The sequence below is a fragment of the Streptomyces sp. MS191 genome, from assembly GCF_008042125.1.
In the GTDB taxonomy this organism is placed as follows: Bacteria; Actinomycetota; Actinomycetes; order Streptomycetales; family Streptomycetaceae; genus Streptomyces.
The window spans coordinates 1,318-22,877 of the sequence record NZ_RDBI01000050.1; the positions used below are offsets into that span (position 1 = coordinate 1,318).

15 protein-coding genes and 1 pseudogene are annotated in these 21,560 nt (G+C 73.2%); 8 read left to right on the plus strand and 8 right to left on the minus strand.

Going from position 1 to position 21,560, the window contains the following annotated elements; translation table 11 throughout:
- Together EAO71_RS22195 and EAO71_RS22200 are read left to right on the plus strand one after the other, a co-directional pair.
- On the plus strand, positions 1 to 836 hold an 836-nt coding region (locus tag EAO71_RS22195), incomplete at its 5' end, for a carbohydrate ABC transporter permease (RefSeq protein WP_147979627.1).
- Between the two features lie 52 nt (positions 837 to 888).
- Complete coding sequence (locus EAO71_RS22200; RefSeq protein WP_147979584.1) at positions 889 to 2,451, plus strand: beta-N-acetylhexosaminidase; 1,563 nt, start codon at positions 889 to 891, stop codon at positions 2,449 to 2,451.
- Between the two features lie 250 nt (positions 2,452 to 2,701).
- Here the strand turns inward: EAO71_RS22200 and EAO71_RS22210 are convergent.
- Positions 2,702 to 6,058 (minus strand): annotated as a pseudogene (locus EAO71_RS22210) (pyruvate carboxylase); the annotation flags it as partial.
- Positions 6,059 to 6,546: 488 nt separating this feature from the next.
- Here EAO71_RS22210 and EAO71_RS22215 point away from each other — a divergent pair.
- Positions 6,547 to 6,867 carry a hypothetical protein gene (locus EAO71_RS22215; protein WP_147979585.1) on the plus strand — a complete coding sequence of 107 codons (321 nt, stop codon included), beginning with the start codon at positions 6,547 to 6,549 and terminating at the stop codon, positions 6,865 to 6,867.
- A gap of 79 nt (positions 6,868 to 6,946) precedes the next feature.
- Here the strand turns inward: EAO71_RS22215 and EAO71_RS22220 are convergent, their stop codons facing one another.
- The gene (locus tag EAO71_RS22220; RefSeq protein ID WP_147979586.1) at positions 6,947 to 7,507 is read right to left on the minus strand and encodes a GNAT family N-acetyltransferase; all 561 of its coding nucleotides are present in this window, start codon (positions 7,505 to 7,507) and stop codon (positions 6,947 to 6,949) included.
- A gap of 215 nt (positions 7,508 to 7,722) precedes the next feature.
- Between EAO71_RS22220 and EAO71_RS22225 the strand changes: the two genes are divergently transcribed.
- From EAO71_RS22225 to EAO71_RS22235, 3 genes are read left to right on the plus strand one after another with little or no spacing between them, the layout of a single operon-like run.
- Complete coding sequence (locus tag EAO71_RS22225) at positions 7,723 to 7,923, plus strand: hypothetical protein (RefSeq protein WP_147979587.1); 201 nt, start codon at positions 7,723 to 7,725, stop codon at positions 7,921 to 7,923.
- Entirely contained in the window at positions 7,893 to 10,337 is a 2,445-nt protein-coding gene (locus tag EAO71_RS22230; protein ID WP_147979588.1) for an FxsB family cyclophane-forming radical SAM/SPASM peptide maturase, read from the plus strand. Before EAO71_RS22225 ends, EAO71_RS22230 begins: the two co-directional genes overlap by 31 nt.
- Positions 10,334 to 12,469, plus strand: coding sequence for an ATP-binding protein (locus EAO71_RS22235; RefSeq protein ID WP_187282783.1), 2,136 nt, complete (start codon positions 10,334 to 10,336; stop codon positions 12,467 to 12,469). The genes EAO71_RS22230 and EAO71_RS22235 overlap by 4 nt, the downstream gene beginning before the upstream one ends.
- A gap of 33 nt (positions 12,470 to 12,502) precedes the next feature.
- Here the strand turns inward: EAO71_RS22235 and EAO71_RS22240 are convergent, their stop codons facing one another.
- From EAO71_RS22240 to EAO71_RS22260, 5 genes are read right to left on the minus strand one after another with little or no spacing between them, the layout of a single operon-like run.
- A complete protein-coding gene (locus tag EAO71_RS22240) occupies positions 12,503 to 13,324 on the minus strand; it encodes an ABC transporter ATP-binding protein (RefSeq protein ID WP_261992282.1) in 822 nt (273 codons plus the stop codon).
- The gene (locus EAO71_RS22245; protein WP_147979590.1) at positions 13,321 to 14,367 is read right to left on the minus strand and encodes an ABC transporter ATP-binding protein; all 1,047 of its coding nucleotides are present in this window, start codon (positions 14,365 to 14,367) and stop codon (positions 13,321 to 13,323) included. Before EAO71_RS22245 ends, EAO71_RS22240 begins: the two co-directional genes overlap by 4 nt.
- A gap of 5 nt (positions 14,368 to 14,372) precedes the next feature.
- Positions 14,373 to 15,251, minus strand: a complete 879-nt coding sequence (locus EAO71_RS22250; RefSeq protein ID WP_147979591.1) for an ABC transporter permease — start codon at positions 15,249 to 15,251, stop codon at positions 14,373 to 14,375.
- The gene (locus tag EAO71_RS22255) at positions 15,248 to 16,201 is read right to left on the minus strand and encodes an ABC transporter permease (RefSeq protein ID WP_147979629.1); all 954 of its coding nucleotides are present in this window, start codon (positions 16,199 to 16,201) and stop codon (positions 15,248 to 15,250) included. Before EAO71_RS22255 ends, EAO71_RS22250 begins: the two co-directional genes overlap by 4 nt.
- Positions 16,198 to 17,838, minus strand: a complete 1,641-nt coding sequence (locus tag EAO71_RS22260) for an ABC transporter substrate-binding protein (protein WP_147979592.1) — start codon at positions 17,836 to 17,838, stop codon at positions 16,198 to 16,200. Before EAO71_RS22260 ends, EAO71_RS22255 begins: the two co-directional genes overlap by 4 nt.
- A gap of 131 nt (positions 17,839 to 17,969) precedes the next feature.
- On the opposite strand from EAO71_RS22260, the gene EAO71_RS22265 reads away from it, so the two are divergent.
- Positions 17,970 to 19,061 carry a LacI family DNA-binding transcriptional regulator gene (locus EAO71_RS22265; protein WP_147979593.1) on the plus strand — a complete coding sequence of 364 codons (1,092 nt, stop codon included), beginning with the start codon at positions 17,970 to 17,972 and terminating at the stop codon, positions 19,059 to 19,061.
- Here EAO71_RS22265 and EAO71_RS22270 read toward each other — a convergent pair.
- Positions 19,028 to 20,662: an amidohydrolase gene (locus EAO71_RS22270; protein WP_147979630.1), complete on the minus strand. Its 1,635-nt coding sequence runs from the start codon at positions 20,660 to 20,662 to the stop codon at positions 19,028 to 19,030. The two genes, EAO71_RS22265 and EAO71_RS22270, sit on opposite strands and share 34 nt — an antisense overlap.
- A gap of 93 nt (positions 20,663 to 20,755) precedes the next feature.
- On the opposite strand from EAO71_RS22270, the gene EAO71_RS22275 reads away from it, so the two are divergent.
- On the plus strand, positions 20,756 to 21,466 hold the full coding sequence (locus tag EAO71_RS22275; RefSeq protein ID WP_147979631.1) for a TetR/AcrR family transcriptional regulator: 711 nt from the start codon (positions 20,756 to 20,758) through the stop codon (positions 21,464 to 21,466).
- Positions 21,467 to 21,560 lie beyond the last annotated feature (94 nt).

Consider the following 21,560-nt stretch of genomic DNA (forward strand, 5'->3'; position numbering starts at 1 on the left):
CCGCCGCCCGTCGCGCGGCCCGACGGCTCCCGCTGTGGACCGCCGCCACCGTGACCGTGGTGATCTGCCTCTTCCCCGTGTACTGGATGGTCGCCACCGCGCTCCGGCCCTCCCGCGACATCCAGTCCTACGACCCCCGGCTGCTGCCCCGGGAATGGACGCTCGACCACTTCCGGCGGGCCGTCGACGCGGACGGCTTCGGCCTCTTCTGGCGCAACAGCATCCTCGTCACGCTGAGCGCGGTCCTCCTCGCCCTCCTCGTCGCCCTGGGCGCCGCCTACGCCGTCGCCCGGCTGCGGTGGCGCGGCCGGCGGCAGTTCATGCTGGCGGTCTTCATCGCCCAGATGGCGCCGTGGGAGTCGCTCATCATCCCCGTCTACATCATCTCCCGCGACACCGGCATGCTCGACCGGCTGCCCACCCTCACCCTCGTCTACTTCATGATCACCCTGCCGTTCACCGTGGTGGTGCTCCGCGGCTTCATCGCCGGCATCCCGCCCGAACTCGAGGAGGCGGCGCAGGTCGACGGATGCACCCGGGTGGGCGCGTTCCGCAGGATCGCCTTCCCCCTTCTCGCACCCGGCCTCATGGCCACCTCCCTCTTCGGGTTCATCACCGCCTGGAACGAGTTCACCTACGCCAACTTCCTGATCATCAAGCAGCAGGACAGCCGCACCCTGCCGGTCTGGCTCTCCTCCTTCCAGTCGACCTTCGGCACCGACTGGGGCGCCACCATGGCCGCCTCCACGCTCTTCGCCCTGCCCGCGCTGATCGTCTTCCTCGCCCTGCAGCGCCACGTGACCTCGGGCCTCGCCTCCGGAGGAGTCAAGGGCTGAGCCGCGCACCGCCGTCCGTCCCGCGCCCCGCCGATCACCGGAGACCCGTCCCGTGGACCTGCCACGCCCCGAACTCGCCCTGGTACCCCGCCCCGGCAAACTCTCCCCGCGCCCCGGCCGGTTCCGCATCGACGCCGGCACCCGGCTCCGCGTCACCCCCGGTGCCGAACCCGCCGCCGCCCTGCTGCGCGACTACCTCGAACCGCTCACCGGGCTCCGCCCCGGACACGCCGAGGACGGGACGTTCGTCCTCGCCGTCGACCCCACCCTCGCCGGCCTCGGCGAGGAGGGCTACGGGCTCACCGTCGGCCCGCACGGGGTCCTGCTCCGCGCGGCCCGGCCGACCGGCATGCTGCGCGGCGTCCAGACCGTGCGCCAACTGCTGCCCTACGAGGCCCTGTCCGGCGAGCTCCGCGGCGCGGACCACTGGGAGCTGCCCGGCGTGGAGATCACGGACGTGCCGCACCGGCCCTGGCGCGGCGCCATGCTCGACGTCGCGCGCCACTTCCAGCCGGTCTCCTACCTCCGCCGCTACGTCGACCTCCTGGCCCTGCACAAGCTGAACGTGCTCCACCTCCACCTCACCGACGACCAGGGCTGGCGGATGCCGGTCGCCGCCCACCCGCGGCTCACCGAGGTCGGCGGCCGGCGGGCCGAGTCGATGGTCGGGCCGGCCGGCAGCGAGCGCTTCGACGGCCTGCCGCACGGCGGCTCGTACACCCGGGCCGAACTCGCCGGCCTCGTCGGGTACGCCGCCGCCCGCGGCGTGACCGTGCTGCCGGAGGTCGGGGTACCCGGCCACGCCCGCGCCGCGCTCGCCGCGTACCCCGCCCTGGGCAACCACCCCGAACGGCGGCTGGACGTCTGGACGCGGTGGGGCGTGTGCACCGACGTCCTCGGAGTCGGCGACCACGTCCTCGACTTCTTCCGCACGGTCCTGGACGAGGTGATGGACCTCTTCCCCTCCGCCCACGTCCACATCGGCGGCGACGAGTGCCCCACGACCGAGTGGGAGGAGAGCCCGGCCGCCCTCGCCCGCGCCGCGCGCGAGGGGCTGTCCGGCCCCCGCGCCCTGCACGGCTGGTTCCTGGCCCGCATCGCCGAGCACGTCGTCCGGGCGGGCCGGCGACCGGTCGCCTGGGCCGAGACCGGGACCACGCTGCCCCTGGAGTGCACGGTGATGAGCTGGCGCGCACCCGCGCACGCCTGGGCGGCCGCCCGCCGCGGGCACCAGGTCGTCTACGCCGACCACCGCGCCACCTACCTCGACTACGCGCGCAGCGACCACCCCCGCGAACCCGCCGCCCAGCCGGGCGTGATCGTCGGCCTGCGCACCGTGCACGACATGGACCTCACACCGCCGGCCGCCGAACCGCACCTCGCCGAGCGGATCCTCGGCGCGCAGGGCCAGCTGTGGACCGAGTTCGTCACCACGCCCGCGCACATCGAGTACCTGAGCTTCCCCCGCCTGTGCGCGCTCGCCGAGCGGGCCTGGGGGGCCACGGCCGACTGGCCGGACTTCGCCGCCCGGCTCACCGGGCACCGCGCCCGGCTGGACGCGCTCGGCGTCCCGCACGCCGTGCCACCGGACGCCGCCGTGCCCACACCCGTGTGACCCCGGCCGCCGCCGAAGGAGTAGTCGTCGCTCTGCTTCAGGGGCTGCCAGGTGGACGGAGTACACCGTGGACTTCGGGCCCGGCGTCCGGCTGCTCATCGAGCTGGAGGCCGTCGGCGAGGCCGACGAACGCGGTATGCGCACCGTCCTGTCCACCCTGAACGGCCAGTTGCGGCCGATCCAGGTACGGGACAACGCGGCGGCCGCCGACCTCCCGGTGACCGAGAAGGCCGACAGGTCCAACCCGGGTCACGTCGCCGCCCTCCACCTGCTGGATCCGGGCGATCGCCAGCCGGGACACCCGGCCGCTCTTCGGCGCGGTGATCGCGGCCTCCATCTTCATTGCCTCGATCGTTGCCACCGTCGCACCGGCCTCGACCTGSWCGCCSTCGGCGACGGCCAGCGTGACCGCTCCGGCGAACGGCGCGGCGACGTGACCCGGGTTGGACCTGTCGGCCTTCTCGGTCACCGGGAGGTCGGCGGCCGCCGCGTTGTCCCGTACCTGGATCGGCCGCAACTGGCCGTTCAGGGTGGACAGGACGGTGCGCATACCGCGTTCGTCGGCCTCGCCGACGGCCTCCAGCTCGATGAGCAGCCGGACGCCGGGCCCGAAGTCCACGGTGTACTCCTTCCCCGGACGCAGCCCGTAGAAGAAGTCCTTGCTGTCGAGCACGCTGGTGTCGCCGAACGCCTGACGGTGCGTCTCGTACGCCTTCGTCGGCCCCGGGAAGAGCAGCCGGTTCAGCGTGGCGCGCCGGTTCTTGTCCAGTCCCGCGCGGTCCTCCGTGGTCAGGTCCTGCATCGGCTTGGGGCCGGCGCGGCCCTCCAGCGCCTTGCTGCGGAACGGCTCCGGCCAGCCGCCGGGCGGCGTGCCCAGCTCGCCGTGCAGGAAGCCGACGACCGAGTCGGGGATGTCGAAGCGGTTCGGCGTCGCCTCGAAGTCCTCGGGCGGCACCCCGGCACCCACGAGGTGCAGCGCGAGGTCGCCCACGACCTTCGACGACGGCGTGACCTTCACCAGCCGGCCGAGCATCCGGTCCGCGGCGGCGTACGTCGACTCGATCTCCTCGAAGCGGTCGCCGAGGCCGAGCGCGACGGCCTGCGTGCGCAGGTTGGACAGCTGCCCGCCGGGGATCTCGTGGTGGTAGACACGCCCGGTCGGCGAGTCCAGACCCGCCTCGAAGGGCGCGTAGATCTTGCGGACGCTCTCCCAGTACGGCTCCAGGTCGCCGACGGCCTGCAGGTCGAGGCCGGTGGGCCGCTCGGAGTGGTCGGTCGCGGCGACGATCGCCGACAGCGACGGCTGCGAGGTGGTGCCGGCCATCGAGGCGACCGCGCCGTCCACCGCGTCCGCCCCGGCCTGGACGGCGGCGAGGTAGGTGGCGAGCTGGCCGCCCGCGGTGTCGTGGGTGTGGAGGTGCACCGGCAGGTCGAACTCCCGGCGCAGCGCGGAGACCAGCTTGGCCGCGGCGGGCGCGCGCAGCAGGCCGGCCATGTCCTTGATCGCCAGCACGTGCGCACCCGCGTCGACGATCTTCTCGGCCAGCCGCAGGTAGTAGTCCAGCGTGTAGAGCTTCTCCGCGGGGTCGGAGAGGTCGGACGTGTAGCACAGCGCGACCTCGGCGATCGCCGTCCCCGTCTCCCGCACGGCGTCGATGGCGGGCCGCATCTGCTCGACGTCGTTGAGCGCGTCGAAGATCCGGAAGATGTCGATACCGGTGGCGGCGGCCTCCTCGACGAAGGCGTGGGTCACCTCGGTCGGGTACGGCGTGTACCCCACGGTGTTGCGTCCCCGCAGCAGCATCTGCAGGCAGATGTTCGGTACGGCCTCGCGCAGCGCGGCCAGGCGCTCCCAGGGGTCCTCGGCGAGGAAGCGCAGCGCGACGTCGTAGGTGGCGCCGCCCCAGCACTCGAGGGACAGCAGCTGCGGCAGGGTGTGCGCGACCGTCGGCGCGACGGCCAGCAGGTCCTTGGTCCGGACCCGGGTGGCGAGAAGCGACTGGTGGGCGTCGCGGAAGGTGGTGTCGGTCACGCCGATGGTGGGCGACTCGCGCAGGCTGCGCGCGAAGCCCTCCGGGCCGAGCGCGAGGAGCCGCTGCCGGGAGCCGGCCGCCGGCTCGCCCGCGGGCAGCGCGGGCAGCTTGCTCGCCGGGGAGACGAGGTCCGGCCGGGGGCCGTGCGGCTTGTTCACCGTGACGTCGGCGAGGTAGGTGAGCAGCTTCGTCGCGCGGTCCGCCGAGTGGCGCGCGGTCAGCAGGTGCGGCCGCTCCTCGATGAAGCTCGTCGTGACGTTCCCGGCCTGGAAGTCGGGGTCGTCGAGCACCGCCTGCAGGAACGGGATGTTGGTGGACACGCCCCGGATCCGGAACTCGGCCACCGCACGCCGGGCGCGGTCGACGGCGGTCCTGAAGTCCCGTCCCCGGCAGGTCAGCTTGACCAGCATCGAGTCGAAGTGGGCGCTGACCTCCGTGCCGGCGTGGGTGGTGCCGCCGTCGAGCCGGATGCCGGAGCCGCCCGGAGAGCGGTAGGCGCTGATCATGCCGGTGTCGGGGCGGAAGCCGTTCGCCGGGTCCTCGGTGGTGATCCGGCACTGCATCGCGGCGCCGCGCAGGACGACGGAGTCCTGCGACAGACCGAGGTCGGCGAGGGTCGCCCCGGCGGCGATGCGCAGCTGCGACTGCACCAGGTCGATGTCGGTGACCTCCTCGGTCACCGTGTGCTCGACCTGGATGCGCGGGTTCATCTCGATGAAGACGTGGTTGCCGTCCCGGTCGAGCAGGAACTCCACGGTGCCCGCGTTCCGGTAGCCGATGCGGCGGGCGAACCTCACGGCGTCGTCGCAGATGCGCCGGCGCAGCTCCGGGTCCAGGTTCGGGGCCGGGGCGAGCTCGATCACCTTCTGGTGGCGCCGCTGCACCGAGCAGTCGCGCTCGTACAGGTGGATGACGTTGCCCTCGCCGTCGGCGAGGATCTGCACCTCGATGTGGCGGGGGTCGACGACGGCCTTCTCCAGGAAGACGGTGGCGTCGCCGAAGGCGGACTCCGCCTCGCGGGCCGCCGCCTCGATGGACTCCCGCAGGGTCGCGGGGTCCTCGACGCGCCGCATGCCGCGGCCGCCGCCGCCGGCGACGGCCTTGACGAACACGGGGAAGCCGATCTCCTCGGCGGCCGCGACCAGTTCGTCCACGTCGGTGGAGGGCGCCGAGGAGCCGAGCACGGGAACCCCGGCCTCGCGGGCGGCGGCCACGGCGCGGGCCTTGTTGCCGGTCAGCTCCAGGGTCTGGACGCTCGGGCCCACGAACGTGATGCCGGCGTCCTCGCACGCCTGCGCCAGTTCCGGGTTCTCGGACAGGAATCCGTAGCCCGGGTAGACGGCGTCGGCGCCGGCCAGCCGAGCCGCCCGGATGATCTCCTCCACGGAGAGGTAGGCGCGCACCGGATGTCCGGGCTCGCCGATTTCGTATGCTTCGTCAGCCTTGAGTCGGTGGAGCGAGTTGCGGTCCTCGTGGGGGAAGACGGCCACCGTCCGCGCACCCACTTCGTAACCTGCGCGGAACGCGCGAATCGCGATCTCCCCGCGATTGGCTACCAACACCTTGCGGAACATCCTGATCCCTTCACCTTGCCGGTGACGAGCGCCAAGGGACGACGACGTCGCCGGCGAGTACGTGCCGCGCTGGGTACGGCACTCACTCGCCCGCGTCCCGCCCGGCTCGTTTCGGCAACGCTAAGGGCTGCCGGAGGGCTTCTGAAGGTCCCACGGCAGTGACATGGATCATCGCGGCCGACTGCCGTCGAATGGCACACGGAAGACGCCCGAGGGGACCCTGGAGGCCGCTCCTCCAGCGGTTCTCCCGTCAGGGGAACACGCGTACGCGGCAGCGACCGGACGGGTTCCGCCGGGTGGCGGGCCGCCGCGTCGCCGGCGGCGGACATCCGCCCACGGGAGCCGCACGCGGTCGACCCCGGACCGCGGGACGGCGCCCGGAGCCGGCGCGCGCCGGGGCACCCCGCCGGCAGGCCCTATGGTGCGCGTGCGGCCGCGCCTCCATGATGGTCAGGGCACGTCCGCTGTCCGCCGAGTGGAGGTCATCCATGGATCCCCTGTCCCTCGCCATCGCCGGAGCGCTCGCGGCCGGGATCGCCACCGGGGCGGGTGAGTCCACCGGGGCGGCCCTGCCCGCACTGTGGCGGCGCGTCCGGGAGCGCTTCGCGGGCCGCGCGGTCGTGCCCGAGTCGGAGGACGAGATCGCGAGCGCGCTGGACGAGGAGTTCACGCGCGACCCGTCGTTCCGGCAGCAGTGCGAGACGCTGTGGAACCAGGCGGCGTCCGGCGGTGTCGCCAACTCCTTCCACGGGCAGGCCAAGAACGTGGTGCAGACACGAGAGATCCACGGCGGCCTCACGATGGAGTGATTCCGCGCGCCGCGGCTCGGGCCTCGCACGTCGTGTCCTGCCAGCGCGGGGCCCACACTCGGTCACGGTCGGGGGCGGCTCATGCCGCGTCCCCACCCCCGTGCACCGGTGGCAGGGGCATGTCCGAGGTGATGGCCCAGCGCTCGTGGTCGCGCCAGACGTCGGCGATCCTGATGAAGCCGGGCGAGAGGCCCTCCCTCCGGAATCCGAGCCGTCGCACGAGTTCGAGAGAGGCATCGTTCCCGGGCTGGACGTCGGCTTCCAACCGGTTCAGCCCCATGACGCCGAAAGCATGGTGGACTGCCAGCGCCACTCCGGCGGACATGTATCCCCGGCCGGCATAGGGAAGGAACACGGCATAGCCGAGAATGCCTCGCTGATAGGGGCCGCGCACGATGCCGTTGATATTGATCATTCCCACGAGGTCGCCGTGGTCCTTGCGTGTGAGCACCATGCAGGCCGCGGTCACCTGGTCCGATCGGCTCAGATAGGAGGCGAAGACCTTTTGCGTGGACGGTAGTTCGACCCAGGGGTGGTGGAACTGCGCGCTTTCGCGTGCCAGTTCGAGGAATCTCTCCTCGTCCGCCGCGACGACGGGTCGCAGCACGACCTGTGATATTCGATCATGTTCCCTGCGCACGCGGCCGAGTGTACGGCAGTGCTGCCGGGAAGGGATGGGGGAGACGAGGGACAGCGGGACGCCCCGCTGCTAGCCTGGTAAGGCCGGGGGTGAATCGCATACCCCCTGCCTTCTTGTTCTCCTCGCGGGCAGTTCCCTTGTCACCGCGCCGTGTTTTCGCAGACCTGAGCACTCTCGATCGGCCATAGTCTCCAGCCGCAGCGGAAAAGGTGACCATGAGCGACCTCGAACCTCTCGCGCGTCCGCTTCCCGACCTCAGGAACATCTCGCTGGCAAGCCTCTTCACGGATCGCGCGGGACTGGTCGCGGAATTCCGCAGCCGCGTCGTCACCCCGGAGCTCCCCGCCCGAATGGCGGCCTTCAACTCCGAAATCGGCGGGGACGAGTGCCTTCCTTCATCGACCAGTACGTCCTGAAGGTCCACGGCGCCTGCGATCTCGCCTGCGACCACTGCTACGTGTACGAGCACGCGGACCAGAGCTGGCGGGCGAAACCCCGCACCATGAGTCCGTCCGTGGCACGGCAGGTGGCGCAGCGCATCGTGGAACACGCGGGAAGGCATGCGATCCCCACGGTGCGCATCACCCTTCACGGAGGCGAACCGCTGCTTCTCGGCGTCCCGCGCCTGCGCGAGCTGATCCACACACTCCGTGGCGTCCTGGACGGCGTCGTCCGGCTCAGCCTGCACATCCAGACCAACGGTGTGCGGCTCGATCCGGCATTCCTCGAGCTCTTCGCCGAATCGGGGGTGCAGGCGGGCGTCTCGCTCGACGGCGACCGGGCTGCGAACGACCGGCACCGCCGGTACGCGAACGGCCGCAGCAGCCATGCGGCGGTGCTGCGTGGCCTGGCCCTGCTGCGCCGTCAGGAGTTCCGCCCCCTGTACGGAGGGCTCCTCTGCACCGTCGACGTCGCGAACGACCCGATCAGCGTGTACGAGGCCCTGATGGAGCAGGCACCGCCCCGCCTCGACTTCCTGCTGCCGCACGCGACCTGGGCACACCCGCCGCCCCGGCCGAGCGGCGCCTCCACGCCCTACGCCTCCTGGCTGGGCCGCATCCATGCGCGCTGGATCGCCGACGGCCGGCCCGTGCCGATCCGTCTGTTCGACGCTCTCGCGTCGGCTGCCTGGGGCGGTGCGAGCGGCAGCGAGGCCGTGGGGCTCCGGCCCGTCGCCCTCGCGGTCGTGGACACCGACGGATCGTGGGAGCAGGTCGACTCCCTCAAGACGGCCTACGACGGCGCTCCCGCGACCGGCATGTCCGTCTTCACGCACAGCGTGGACGACCTCGCCCGCCATCCCGGGGTCGCCGCCCGCAACGAGGGATACGCGGGCCTGTGTGCCACCTGCCTCGCCTGCCCGGTGGTCCGCGTCTGCGGGGGCGGCCTCTACGCCCACCGCTTCCGGCCCGGCAAGGGATTCGACAATCCCTCCGTCTACTGCGCCGACCTGAAACGGCTGGCGTCGGAGATCCCGGCGGCGCGGATGCGGGGGATCGCGGCTCCGCGCCCCACCGGTCCCACCCCGCCGCACGTTCACCGGCTGCCGGACGGCGCCTTCGACGCCTTCGCCTCGGGAGCGGGGACGGTCCAGGGGACGACGGCTCTCGCGGACATGCAGCTGTCGCTGACCAGGGCCCTGGTCGCGGGGCTGGATCCGCGCCACGGCGGCACGTCGGACCTGGCGGTGGCGGCCGCTGCCGGCCGGCAACTTCTCATGGAACTGGACAGCAGCCACCCGGCCGAGACCGCGGAGGTCCTCCGGCACCCGTTCGTCCGTACGTGGGCGAAGGACCGCCTTCGCCGTGAGACATCCGGATGCTCGGGGGACGGCACGGCGGACGGGCTGCGCGACCTGGCGCACATCGCCGGTGTCGCGGCGGCCGTCGCCTGGCACGCCGGAGTCACCACACGACTGCCCCTCCCCGTGTGGGACGGGCTGGCGCACCTGCCCGGCCTCGGCGCGGTGCGGGTGGACCAGGCGGAACACACGACCGAGGTGACCGTCCGGGGGAGGAGCGGGCCGCCCCACGGCTGGATCGGGGTCAGACGGCTGAACACGCCCTGGCTGCCCGTCGCGCTGGACGACCTCGACCCGTACCGCGTCCCTCCCGCCGGAGCCGTCGCCCCGCACGACGGCATCGCCCTCGGCCGGCTCTCCCCACGGCAGTGGACGGCCTGGCAGATCGCCCTGAGCCGGGCAGGCCGCGAGCTGACCCTGCTGGTTCCCGCCTACGCCGCCCCGTTACGGGCGGCATCCCGGGTCGTGGTCCCCCTGCGGCCGATGTCGGGAGACCCGCGTCTCCCTGCCGTCCGCGGGCGGGCGCCGTTCGGTGCGGTGGCCCTGGCGACGCCCACGAGAACCACCGACACGGCGGCCGCATTGCTCCGGCACTTCCAGAGCGCCAAACTCGACGCGCTGACGGACGCGTACGTCTTCTTCGACACCGACGGACCCGCTTCCCTCCCCGTGCCGTGGCGGACCGCCCCCGTATCCCCGGGGGAAGCGCTCCGCGGCTCCTATGCCCAGGTCGCCCTGGCGGAACTCTGGCAGGCGCGGGCCGGTGCGCCCCCACGCGACGGGACGCCGGGCGGGTCCCGAGGGCGGGACCGGCTCCGCTCGGCAGACGCCGCCGCGGCCTCCCGCCACTTCCTGAACTGGGCAGACGCCGCCGTGGACACGCTCGCGGCCGAAGCCGGGACGGCCCCGGCCGGAGCGCGGTTCCTGGCCGGTCTGCGTACCGCGATCGACCGGCTGTCCGCCGCCCCGGTCTCGGCGACGGCTCCCGACCGTGCGCCCGGAGCACGGAGGGCGGGGTCGTCCACGTGAGCGCGGACGGAGAGAGCAACACCTTCGCCGGCCGCGCCACCCATGTGGTGCAGGCCGGGGTCGTCTACGGCGGCGTCCACGGGCGCGGGGACGACCTTCGGGAGCCGGCTCTGCCGGTGCCGAGGCAACTGCCTCGGGCCGCGACCTGTTTCACCGACCGATCGGACGTCCTGGCCGCCCTCAACACGGTCGCCACGACGACGAACGGGGTCGCCACGGTCTCCGGGCCGGCGGGAGTGGGTAAGAGCGCACTCGCCGTCCACTGGGGACACCAGGCGAGGGACCGGTACCCGGACGGCCAGCTCTACGCGAACCTGAGGGGCTACGACCCGCTCGCACCCCTCGCGCCCGAGGAGGTCCTCCACGGATTCCTCTCGGCCCTGGGCGCCCCGGCGGACCGGGTGCCGGGCTCGCTGGACGCCATGTCCGCGCTCTTCCGCTCCCTGCTCGACGGCAAGCGGGTACTCCTGATCGCGGACAACGCGGGCAGCGCCGACCAGGTGCGGCCGCTGCTCCCGTCCGCCCCCGGTTGCTTCACGATCGTCACGAGCAGGGACCGGCTCGGCGGCCTGACCGCCGTGGACGGTGCCACGCCCGTGCAGATCAGACCGCTGGACACGACACAGGCGGTGGAGCTGTTCCGCAGGCTGTCGGGCGACGACGACGGTGAGGACGGCGACGAGGTGACCCGGCTTGTGCGGCGCTGCGGCCGCCTCCCGCTCACGGTCCGGATCGCCGCCCAGCAGGCGGCCTCCGGCACGAGTCTGGAAGAACTGATCGAGGAACTGGACGGTGACGGCCGCCGGCTGGAATCGCTGTCCATGTCGGACGAGCGAAGCGGAGTGCGCACTGTGTTCTCGTGGTCCTACCAGCAGCTTCCACCCGCCGGCGCCAGGGCCTTCCGGCTGCTCGCCCTGCATGCCGGGCCGGACTTCTCCCTGTCGACGGCCGCCGCTCTGATCGACCGGCCCGAACCGGAGACCCTGCGGGTTCTGCGCGGTCTCGTGGCGGTGAACATGCTGGAGGTGTCGGGACCCAGACGGTACGGCTACCACGACCTGCTCCGGGACTACGCCCGGGAACGGGTCGCGGTGGAGGAGACCGACGAGGTCCGGGCCGAAGCACTGGGCCGCGAGCTGTCCCACTATCTGCGGATGGCGGACGCCGCGGACCGTGTTCTGGTCCCCGAGCGTCAGCACGTACCTCTCGAACGCCGCGCGGACGGCGAGGCCGCACCGTTCCCGGGGCCCGAGGCCGCACTCGCGTGGTGTGACTCCGAACTGCCGAGCCTGGTGCCGGCCGTGGGCCAGGCGGTGCAGCTCGGTCTGGACGACGTGGCGTGGAAACTGCCGGTGGCGCTGGTGTACTTCCTGCGGCTGCGCCGGCACGACACCTACCGGCGGGCGCTGTCGGACACCGCCGTACAGGCCACCCGCCGCCTGCGCGACCAGTGGGCCGAAACCTGGAGCCTCATCTGTGTCGCGGGGGCGGAGTCGGACATGGGTCTCCACGAGGACGCCATGCGCCACTTCACCGAGGCGCTGGCGATCAGCCAGACCATCGGCGACAGCCGTTGGCAGGCGACCAGCATCTACAACATCGCCTGGACGCTGCGCCTCATGGGACGCCACGAGGAAGCCCTGGAACGCCAGCAGGAGGCACTCCCGATCCACCAGAGCAACGGCGACCGGCGAGGCGAGTCGATCACGCGGACCGAGATGGCCGCGTCGAGTCTGGCCCTCGGCCGGCCCACCGCGGCGTACGAGGAGTACGAGCGTGCCCTGGCCGGCGCACGTGCGGCGGCCGATCTGCCGACCGAGGCCAAGTCCCTGCACGGACTGGGCGACGTCTGCCGGACGATCGGCCTTACCGATGAGGCGATGGGCTGGTACGGACGGGCCGTCGACGTACGGCGGCGGGTCGGGGACCTGCTCGGGCTGGCCCGCTCGCTGGACGGACTCGCCGGACAGCTCACCGCCGTCGGACGGACGGCCGAGGCCCGGGAGGCCCGGACCGAGGCGGTCGCGATCCTCGAGTCCCTGGGGAACCCGATGGCCGAGGAGGTGCGACGCCGTCTCGAGGCGGGCGGCCCCGGTGAAGAGCCCGCGGACCCGCCGTCCGGGGGATCATGAGGACGCCGGGACCCGCCCCTCGGGTGCCGCCCGTCACCCGCCCCCGGGAAACCGGCCGCGGCGGGGCACCGAGTCCAGCAGGAGGCGGGTGTACGGGTGTTCGGGGGACCGCAGGACGCGGGAGACCGGGCCCGACTCCACGACGCGGCCCGACCTGAGGACGAGGACCTCGTCGGCGATGTGCCGGACCACCGCCAGGTCGTGCGTGACGAACAGGTAGCCGATTCCCGACTCGCGGCGGATCGCACCGAGGAGTTCGAGGATCTGCGCCTGGATCGACACGTCGAGCGCGGCGACCGCCTCGTCGAGGACGAGGACCCGGGGCTCGACGGCGAGGGCGCGGGCGATCGCCACGCGCTGCCGCTGGCCGCCCGAGAGGGCGCGGGGGAGTGCGGCGGCCTCGCGAGCGCCGAGACCGACCTGGTCCAGGAGCGCGGCGACCCGGCGCGCGCGCCCCGGCGCGTCGAGATCCGTGTGGAGCCTGAGCACCTCGTCCAGGCATCCGGAGACGCTCACCCGGGGATCGAGCGAGAGGTACGGATCCTGGAAGACCATCTGGATCTCCCGGGCCCTGGCGAGCCGTTCGGCCCGGCCCCGGGGTCGCGTGGAGCGGTCCCGGCCGTCGAGGCGCACGGTCCCGCCGTCGGGGCGCTCCAGGCCGACCAGCATCCGCACCGTCGTGGTCTTGCCGCTGCCGGACTCCCCGACGACGGCGAGGGAGGCCCCGGGCGCCAGGGAGAAGGACACGTCGTCGACCGCCGCGTGGTCCCCGTACCGTTTCCGCAGTCCTTCGACGACCAGTCCCTCGACGACCGGCCTGTCGGCGAGCGGTCGTTCCTCCGCTGAGGCGGTCACAGCGTGATCCCTTCGTCGGCGCGGTGGCAGGCGGCGAGTCCGTCGCCGTGCCGGGCGAGTACGGGCCTCTCCGCGGAGCAGCGCGGCACCGCGTGGGCGCAGCGCGCGGCGAAGGCGCACCCCGGCGGCGCCTCGGCCAGCGACACGGGACGCCCGGGGATGGGCCGGGGCGCGGGCGTGTCCGCCGCGATGCTCGGCGTGCAGGCGAGCAGCCCCGCGGTGTACGGGTGGCGCGGCCGGTCGAACAGCTCGTCGGTGCCCCGGGTCTCCACGATCCGGCCCGCGTACATCACGTACACCCGGTCGCAGACGGCGGCGGCCAGTTCGAGGTCGTGGGTGACGAAGAGCAGGCCCGCGCCGCGCTCGACGCGCAGCCGGTCGAGGAGACCGACGATCTCCGCCTGGGTGGTGACGTCCAGGGCCGTCGTCGGCTCGTCGGCGACGATCAGCGCGGGCTCGGCGGCGAGCGCCGCGGCGATGACCACCCGCTGCAGCATGCCGCCGGAGAACTCGTGCGGCCGGCGGCGCAGGGCGCCGCGCGGGTCCCGGATGCCGACCGCCTCGAGGAGTTCCAGGGCCCGCGCGGTCGCCGCGGCGGCGGGGGTGCCGGCCGCGCGCAGCCCTTCGGTGAGGAAGTCCCCGACGCGGCGCAGCGGGTTCACGGAGGAACGCGGGTCCTGGAAGACCATCGCGACCTGCCGGGTCCGCAGCGCGGCCAGCTCCGTACGGCTCATGGCGAGCACGTCCCGGCCGGCGACCCGGACCTCGCCTTCGGTGTGCGCGCCCGGGGGCAGCAGTCCGAGGACGCTGCGGCAGGCCACCGACTTCCCGGAGCCGGACTCGCCGACCAGTGCGACGCTCTCCCCGCGCCGCACCCGCAGCCCGATCCCGTCCAGGATCGGCCGCGCGGCCCGGTCGCCGGGCAGCCGGACCCCGAGCCCGTCGATCTCCAGGACCGGACGCGTGTCCGGGCCGGGGGTCGTGTCCACGGCCGGCACCGTGGTCGCGCGCGTCCGGTCCCGCCGGTCCCGCTGGTTCTTCATGCTGTTCACCGTTCCCGCCTCGCGATCCGGTCGGCGAGCCCCTCGCCGACGATGCCGAACGCCACCACGGCGAGCACGATGCACGCGGAGGGCGCGAGGGCGGGCAGCATCGCCCCCTGCTGGACGGCCGACTGGCCCTCGTTGATCATGGCGCCCCAGTCGGCGGTCGGCGGCTGCACGCCGAAGCCGAGGTAGGACAGGGCCGCCAGGTCCATCAGCGCGTAGCCGAAGTTCATCGCGGACTGGGCGAAGACGGTGGGGGCGATGTTCGGCAGCAGATGGCGCAGGCAGACGGTCCAGCCGGACCAGCCCTGCACCCGGTAGGACTCGATGTACGGGCGTGCCTTCTCCTGGCGCGCGATGCCGCGCACCAGGCGGCCCACGTACGGGGTGTAGGCCACGGCCATCGCGATCACCGGCGCGGTCATCCCGGATCCCACGACCGAGACGAGCAGGATCGCGAGCAGCAGTCCGGGGATCGCGAAGACCATGTCCATCGAGCGGGACAGGACCGAGTCCGCCCAGCCGCCGCGCCAGGCCGCCACCACGCCGAGCAGGGTGCCCAGCAGGGTGGAGACGCCGACGACGAGCAGCGGTCCGAGCAGTCCGGTGCGGGCGCCGTGCATCAGCCGCGACAGGATGTCCCGCCCGGACTGGTCGGTGCCGAGCAGGTGGTCGCCGGTGGTCCCGGCCAGGCTCGCCGCGAGGTCGAGGGCCTCGGGGTCGTAGGGCGCGAGGACGGGGGCGAGCACCGCGGTCAGGACGAGCGCGGCGAGCACGGCGACCGAGGCGGTGAACAACGGCCCCTGGCCGGCGAGGCGCAGGCGCCGCAGCCCGGGCCTGCGGTGCAGGAGGGCGGGTTCCGAAGACGCGGTGGTGGTCATGAGGAGCCTTCCCCGTGGAGGGACAGCCGGGGGTCGATGAGGGGGACCAGCAGGTCGACGACGAGGTTGACGAGGACGAACGCGCCCACGCTGAGCAGCGTGATCGCCTGCACGACGGCGAAGTCCTTGCCGGTGACCGACTGCACGAGCAGCGAGCCGAGGCCGGGCACGTCGAAGGCCGTCTCGACGATCGAGGTGCTGACGAGGAGTCCGGCGAGCATCGTGCCGCCGACGGTGACGACCGGGCCGAGCGCGTTGCGCAGCACGTGCCGGCGGACCACGGTCCGCCAGGGGACGCCTCGGGCGCGCGCCACCTCCACGTGCTCCCGGCCGAGTTCGTCGAGCATCGCCGAGCGGGTGACCCGGGCGAGGAGACCGGCGAAGGTCAGCGCCAGGGCGAAGGCCGGCAGGGTCAGGTGGTACAGCCGGTCGGAGAGCCCCGCCGGTGTGCCGCCGGGCCCGGGGAACCAGCCCAGCCGGACCGAGAACAGCGACACGAGCGCGATCGCGGTCACGAACGACGGGGTCGCCGTGGCGACGCCGCTCCCGAGGAGCACGGCCCGGTCCAGCGGCCCGGGGCGCAGCGCGGCGAGGACGCCGGCCGCCACGCCGACGAGGGTGACGAGCAGCGCCGCGTACCCGACGAGCAGGGCCGTGCCGGGCAGCCGGGAGCCGATGAGCGCGGTGACGTCCTGGTGGAACTGGGCGGAGCTGCCGAAGTCGCCCCTGAGGACGCCGCCGAGCCACTTCACGTACTGCACGGCGAGGGGGTCGTCCAGGTGGTACTGGGAGCGCAGGGCCGCCACGGCCTCGGGGGTCGCGGGGCGGCCGTGGAGCAGGAACGACACCGGGTCGCCGGGGGCCAGGTGGACGCTGCCGAAGACCACGACGGAGGTCGTGAACAGCACCGCCACCAGGCCGAGGATCCGTCCGATGAGGTAGCGGGTCATCTGGCCGCGGCCCCGATCGTCGCGGCCCACGGGTAGTACAGCTGGGCGATCCCGGTCGGGGCACCGGTCACGCGCTTGCCGAGGAAGACCACGTAGGGCGCCTCGTAGAGCGGGATGACGGGCAGTTCGCGCATCGCGATCCCCTGGAGCACGGCCGTTCGCTCGGCCCGGACCGCCGGGTCGGGTTCGGCGTTGGCCCGGTCGAAGGCGATGTCGAACTCGGAGTTCGACCAGTTGCCGTAGTTCCCGAAGTCGCCGGTGCGCAGGTACTGGTAGAACTCCAGCGGGTCGGGCGTGTTGTCGTAGCCGTTGGTGATGACCAGGTCGAGGCCGGTGCGGGCCTCCGGGTCGACGAAGATGCTGCTGTACGCCTCGGGGGGAACGGACTTCAGCTCGACGTCCAGGCCGATCTCCCGCCCGGCGGCCTGCACGGCGTTGGCGACGACGCTGATCTCGGGCGCCAGGGTGCTGGTGGCCAGGGTGATCTTGCGGCCGGTGGCACCGGACTCCTGGACGAGCTTCTTCGCGGCGGCGACGTCGTGGACGGGCTCGGGCAGGGTGTCGTAGAGCGCGGCGGTCTTCTCCGGCGCGAGCGCCCACGCGCCGCGCGCGGCGGGGGCCTTGGCGGGGACGCCGACGCCGCCGGCCGCGGCCTTGATGATGTTCTTCCGGTCGAGCGCCAGGGAGAGGGCCTTGCGGACCTTCAGGTTGCCGAGCGGGCCGCGGAAGTCGAGCACGGCGAGATTCGACGCGGCGGTGTTGGGGCCGAAGAGGACGGTGCCCTTGCCGCCGGAGCGGAGCTGCCCGATCGAGGCGGGGGCCACCATGTATCCGCCGTCGGCGCTGCCGGAGAGGAAGGCGTTGGTACGGGCGGCCGGGTCCTCGATGAAGGTGAACCTCACGGTGTCCGTCTTGGGGACGAGCTCGCGGTCCCAGTACGCGCCGTGCTTCTTCAGGGTGATCTCGGCACCCTGGGTCCAGGTGTCGAGGGCGTACGGACCGGTGCAGTTGACCTTGCCCTTGGGGGTGCCGTAGTCCTTGCCGGCCGCGGCGAGGGTGGCGGCGCTCTCGATGGTGCCGGGGGAGGCGGCCATCAGCTCGTTGAGCAGGACGTCGGGCTTGCTCAGCCGGAGCGTCACCTCCAGCGGGCCGCTCTTCTCGACGGCGTCGACGTACTTGAACGCCGAGCCCCAGGGGGAGCCGGTCTTCGGGTCCATCTGGCGTTCGAGGGAGGCGACCACGTCGTCGGCGGTCATGGTCGTGCCGTCGTGGAACTTCACCCCGGGGCGCAGGGTGTAGACGAGCGTGCGCGGGTCGGGGCGGTCGTACTTCACCGCGAGGCCGGGCTCGATCCTCATGTCGGGCGTGACCCGCAGGAGCTGCTCGCAGACGTTGGCGAGCACGGTGTTCGGGGGGTAGTCGTACGCGAGGGCGTAGTCGAGCGTGTAGGGCTCGGCGTACAGGGACCAGGTGAAGGACTTCAACGGGCCCTGGGCGGGCGGCGAGAGCGGAGTGACCTTGAAGTCCGCGCCGCCGCCGGCGGCGTTCCGGGGCGTCGTCGCGCCGGAGCAGGCGCCGGTGGTGGCCGCGAGGGCGGCGGTACAGACGAGAAGCGCGATGGTTCTGGACATGCGCATGCAGACCCACCCCTTTACGGGTGTAGTGACGGGCGCTGGGGGATGGAGCGAGTATTGATGCGGGAACGTTCCCGCACAAGGCTCTGCGGGAACGGTTTTGCAAAGGTCGCGAGGGTGGCAGCATCAGGGACATGACCGAAGCCTCACCGCACGGCGGGCAGCCCTCGCAGCCCCTCCCACGCGTCCGCCTCGTCGACGTGGCCCGCGAGGCGGGCCTCTCCAAGACGACCGTCTCGGCGGCACTGAACGGCACCGGAAGGCTCTCCCCCGAAGTTCGGGAGAAGGCCCGCGAGACCGCGCGCAGAATGGGCTACCGGCCCAACGCCACCGCGCGCCGGCTGCGCGCGGGACGGGCCCGGTTGATCGGATACGTGGTCGGGGAGTTCGCCGACGCCCCCTGGGCCTTCCTGGAGTCGCCGTACTTCGCCCGGCTGACCGCCGCCACCGCGGCGACGTCGTTGCGACGCGGCTACGCCATGGTGCTGCTGCCCGCCGGCTCCCTGCAGAGCGAATGGGCCGACCTCGCGCTGGACGCGGTGATCGTCGCCGACCCGGTGGCCGACGACCGGATCGTCGACGACCTCCTCGCCGCCCGGATCCCCGTGTTCAGCGACCGCTCCGTCGAGGGGCGGCCCGGGGCGTACTGGGTGGACGTCGACGCCGGCGGCGCCGTGCGCGAGGCCCTGGACCACGTCCGGGAGCAGGGCGCCCGCCGACCCGTCCTGGTGGTGCCGGACAGCACCACCCGCTTCCACACCGAGGTGTTCGCCGCGCACCGCGATTGGTGCGCGGCGCACGGCGTGCCGGAACGGGTCGTCCGCGTCGAGGCACCGGGCAACCCGGCCGTCGTCCGCGCCGTCGAGACCGCCCTCGCGGGCGACCCGGCGGCCGACGGAGCACGGCCCGACGCCCTCCTCGTCGTGGCCGAGGCGAGTCCGCCCCTCGTCCTCGACGCGGTGCGCCGCCTCGGCCACGACGTGCCCGGCGACCTGCTCCTCGTCTGCGTGAGCGAGGACGTCACCGCCGAGCACACCGAGCCGCCGGTGACCACGCTGAGCCTGCGGCCCGAGGCGATCGCGGAGGCGGGCGTCGCCCGCCTGGTGGCGGTCCTGGAGCACGGTGCCCGGGAGCTGCCGGGGGTGCTCGTCCCGACCCGCCTCGACGTACGGGCGTCATCGGTCCGGCCCCCTCAGCCCGCGTGCACGAGCCGGCCGGCGACATAGGTCCGCTCCACCCGGGCCTCCGCGATCTCCTCCGCGGGCGCCGTGAGGATGTCGCGGTCCAGGACGACCAGGTCGGCGAGGTTGCCGACGCGCAGGCTGCCCGCGTCGTCGTGACCGTTCGCATGGGCGGCGCCGGCCGTGTACGCGGCCAGCGCCGTCGGCAGGTCGAGCCGCTGCTCGGGGTAGAAGACCCGGTCGTGGTCGGCTTCGGGATCCCGGCGGTTCACGGCCACGTGGATGCCCGCGAGGGGATCGGGGCTGCTCACCGGCCAGTCGCTGCCGGCGACGAGGGTGGCGCCGGCCCGTACGAGGTCACCGAACGGGTACTGCCAGGCGGCGCGCTCCGGCCCCAGGAACGGGATGGTCAGTTCGTCCATCTGGGGCTCGTGGGCCGCCCACAGGGGCTGGATGTTGGCGAGGGCGCCGAGCGTGGCGAAGCGGGTGAGATCGTCCGGGTGGACCACCTGGAGATGGGCGAGGTGGTGGCGGTTGCCGCGGTGCCCGTTGGCCGCCACCGCCGCCTCGATCGCGTCCAGGGCCTCCCGCACGGCCCGGTCGCCGAGAGCGTGGAAGTGCACCTGGAAGTCGAGGGCGTCGAGCTCCGTGACGTATCCGCGCAGCGCCCCCGGATCGACGAAGCTCAGACCGCTGTTGGCCGTGGCGCAGCCGCAGCCGTCCAGATAGGGGGAGGTCATGGCGGCGGTGAAGTTCTCCGCGACACCGTCCTGCATGATCTTCACCGAGGTCGCGCGGAACCGTCCGGTTCCCAGCTTCTCGCGCCGCGCGACCAGTTCGGGGATCTGCTCGGCACCCCGCGCCCGGTCCCACCAGAGCGCCCCGGTCACCCGGGCGGTGAGCGTGCCGTCCCCCGCGGCGGTCACGTACGCGTCCGAGGGGTCGGGCCGGCCGTGGAGCTCACCGAGCATCGCGTCCTGCCAGCCCGTGACGCCGAGGGAGTGCAGCAGTTTCTGGGCCCGCAGCAGCCCGGCGAGGAGGTCCGCCGGTGTGCCGGCCGGCAGCAGCCGGCCGACCAGCGCGGTGGCGCCCTCCTGGAGCATGCCGCTGGGAGTGCCGTCCGGCTCGCGCTCGATCCGGCCGTCGGCGGGGTCGGGGGTGGCGGCGGTGACCCCGGCCAGTTCGAGCGCCCGCGTGTTGGCCCAGGCGCCGTGGTGGTCCCGGTTGGACAGCAGGACCGGTCGGTCCGGGACGACGGAGTCGAGGAGCTGCCGGGTCGGCAGCCCGCCCTCGAAGCTCTCCATCGACCAGCCGCCACCGGTGATCCACTCACGGTCGGGGTGCGCGTCGGCGTACGCGCGGATCAGGGCCAGGTAGTCGTCGACGCCGACCGTCTCGGTCAGATCGCACTCGGCCAGTTCCACCCCGGCGAAGACCGGATGCATGTGGGCGTCCTGGAAGCCGGGGATCAGCAGCTTCCCCGTCAGGTCGACCACCTCGGTGCCGGGGCCCACGAGATCCCGCACCTCGTCGTGGCCCACGGCGGCGATCCTGTCGCCGACGACGGCGAGCGACGTCGCCCGGGTGCGGGCCGGGTCCACCGTGAAGACGGGGCCGCGGGTGAAGACCAGATCGGCCTTGGCCATTCGAAAGCTCCAGAGCGTGAGGCGACGGGTGGTGGCGCCATGGAAGCGGCAAGGCCGTTTACACGTCAATGGTGTTGACGTAAGGTCCCGGCCATGTCCGAACGTGTCGTTCCCGAAGCCAGGCGGCAGCGCCGGAGGCCCACCAAGCAGGGCGCCGTCCTCTCGGAGCAGCTCATCGTCGAGACGGCGCTCCGGCTGGTCGCCCAGCACGGCGCCGAAGCGCTCTCCGTGCGGAGGCTGGGCGCCGCACTCGGCGCCGACCCGAGCGCGCTCTACCGCTACTTCCACAACACCGACGCTCTCCTCCTCGCCCTCGCGGACGAACTGATCGGCCGGGCGCAGGAGGGCTGGCGGGCGACCGGGGACTGGCGGGAGGACCTGCGCTCGATGGGCCTGCGGATCCACGCCTGCTATCTCACCCACCCGCAGGCGGCCGTCCTCGGCGCGTACCGCACCACGGGGCGCCCCCACGAGACCCGGGCGGTCGAGCGGATCCTCGGCATCCTCCGTTCGGCGGGCTTCCCCGACGCCCTCGCCGTCCGCGCCTACCACGCCTTCGTCGACCAGGCCCTGGCCTTCGCCGCCCAGGACGCCGCCGCGCTGGCGCTGCCGAAGGCCGCCCGGGAGGCGGACGAGGCGGTCTGGCGCGAGGTCTACGGCAGGCTGTCGGCCGACACCCACCCACATGTCGCCGCGACCTTCCCGCTGCTCGCCGCCGACATGCGCGACAGCGGCTACCCCTTCGCCCTGGAACTGACCCTGGCCGCGCTGGCGGCGCTCCGCCCGGCGGCGGACGAGGCCTGAGCCGGGTCCGGCCGCCGCTCGCGCGACGGGCGGACCGGGGACGGCTCCGTCATCCGCGGGGCGTGCCGGGTCCGGGGGCCGGCCAGTCGGGGGC

Excerpts from the sequence above, each read along its gene's own strand:
- EAO71_RS22215 (WP_147979585.1), top strand. The coding sequence starts at position 6,547 with ATGGATCCCCTGTCCCTCGCCATCGCCGGAGCGCTCGCGGCCGGGATC.
- EAO71_RS22225 (WP_147979587.1), top strand. The coding sequence starts at position 7,723 with ATGAGCGACCTCGAACCTCTCGCGCGTCCGCTTCCCGACCTCAGGAAC.
- EAO71_RS22245 (WP_147979590.1), bottom strand. The coding sequence starts at position 14,367 with ATGAAGAACCAGCGGGACCGGCGGGACCGGACGCGCGCGACCACGGTG.
- EAO71_RS22250 (WP_147979591.1), bottom strand. The coding sequence starts at position 15,251 with ATGACCACCACCGCGTCTTCGGAACCCGCCCTCCTGCACCGCAGGCCC.
- EAO71_RS22255 (WP_147979629.1), bottom strand. The coding sequence starts at position 16,201 with ATGACCCGCTACCTCATCGGACGGATCCTCGGCCTGGTGGCGGTGCTG.
- EAO71_RS22260 (WP_147979592.1), bottom strand. The coding sequence starts at position 17,838 with ATGCGCATGTCCAGAACCATCGCGCTTCTCGTCTGTACCGCCGCCCTC.
- EAO71_RS22265 (WP_147979593.1), top strand. The coding sequence starts at position 17,970 with ATGACCGAAGCCTCACCGCACGGCGGGCAGCCCTCGCAGCCCCTCCCA.
- EAO71_RS22270 (WP_147979630.1), bottom strand. The coding sequence starts at position 20,662 with ATGGCCAAGGCCGATCTGGTCTTCACCCGCGGCCCCGTCTTCACGGTG.
- EAO71_RS22275 (WP_147979631.1), top strand. The coding sequence starts at position 20,756 with ATGTCCGAACGTGTCGTTCCCGAAGCCAGGCGGCAGCGCCGGAGGCCC.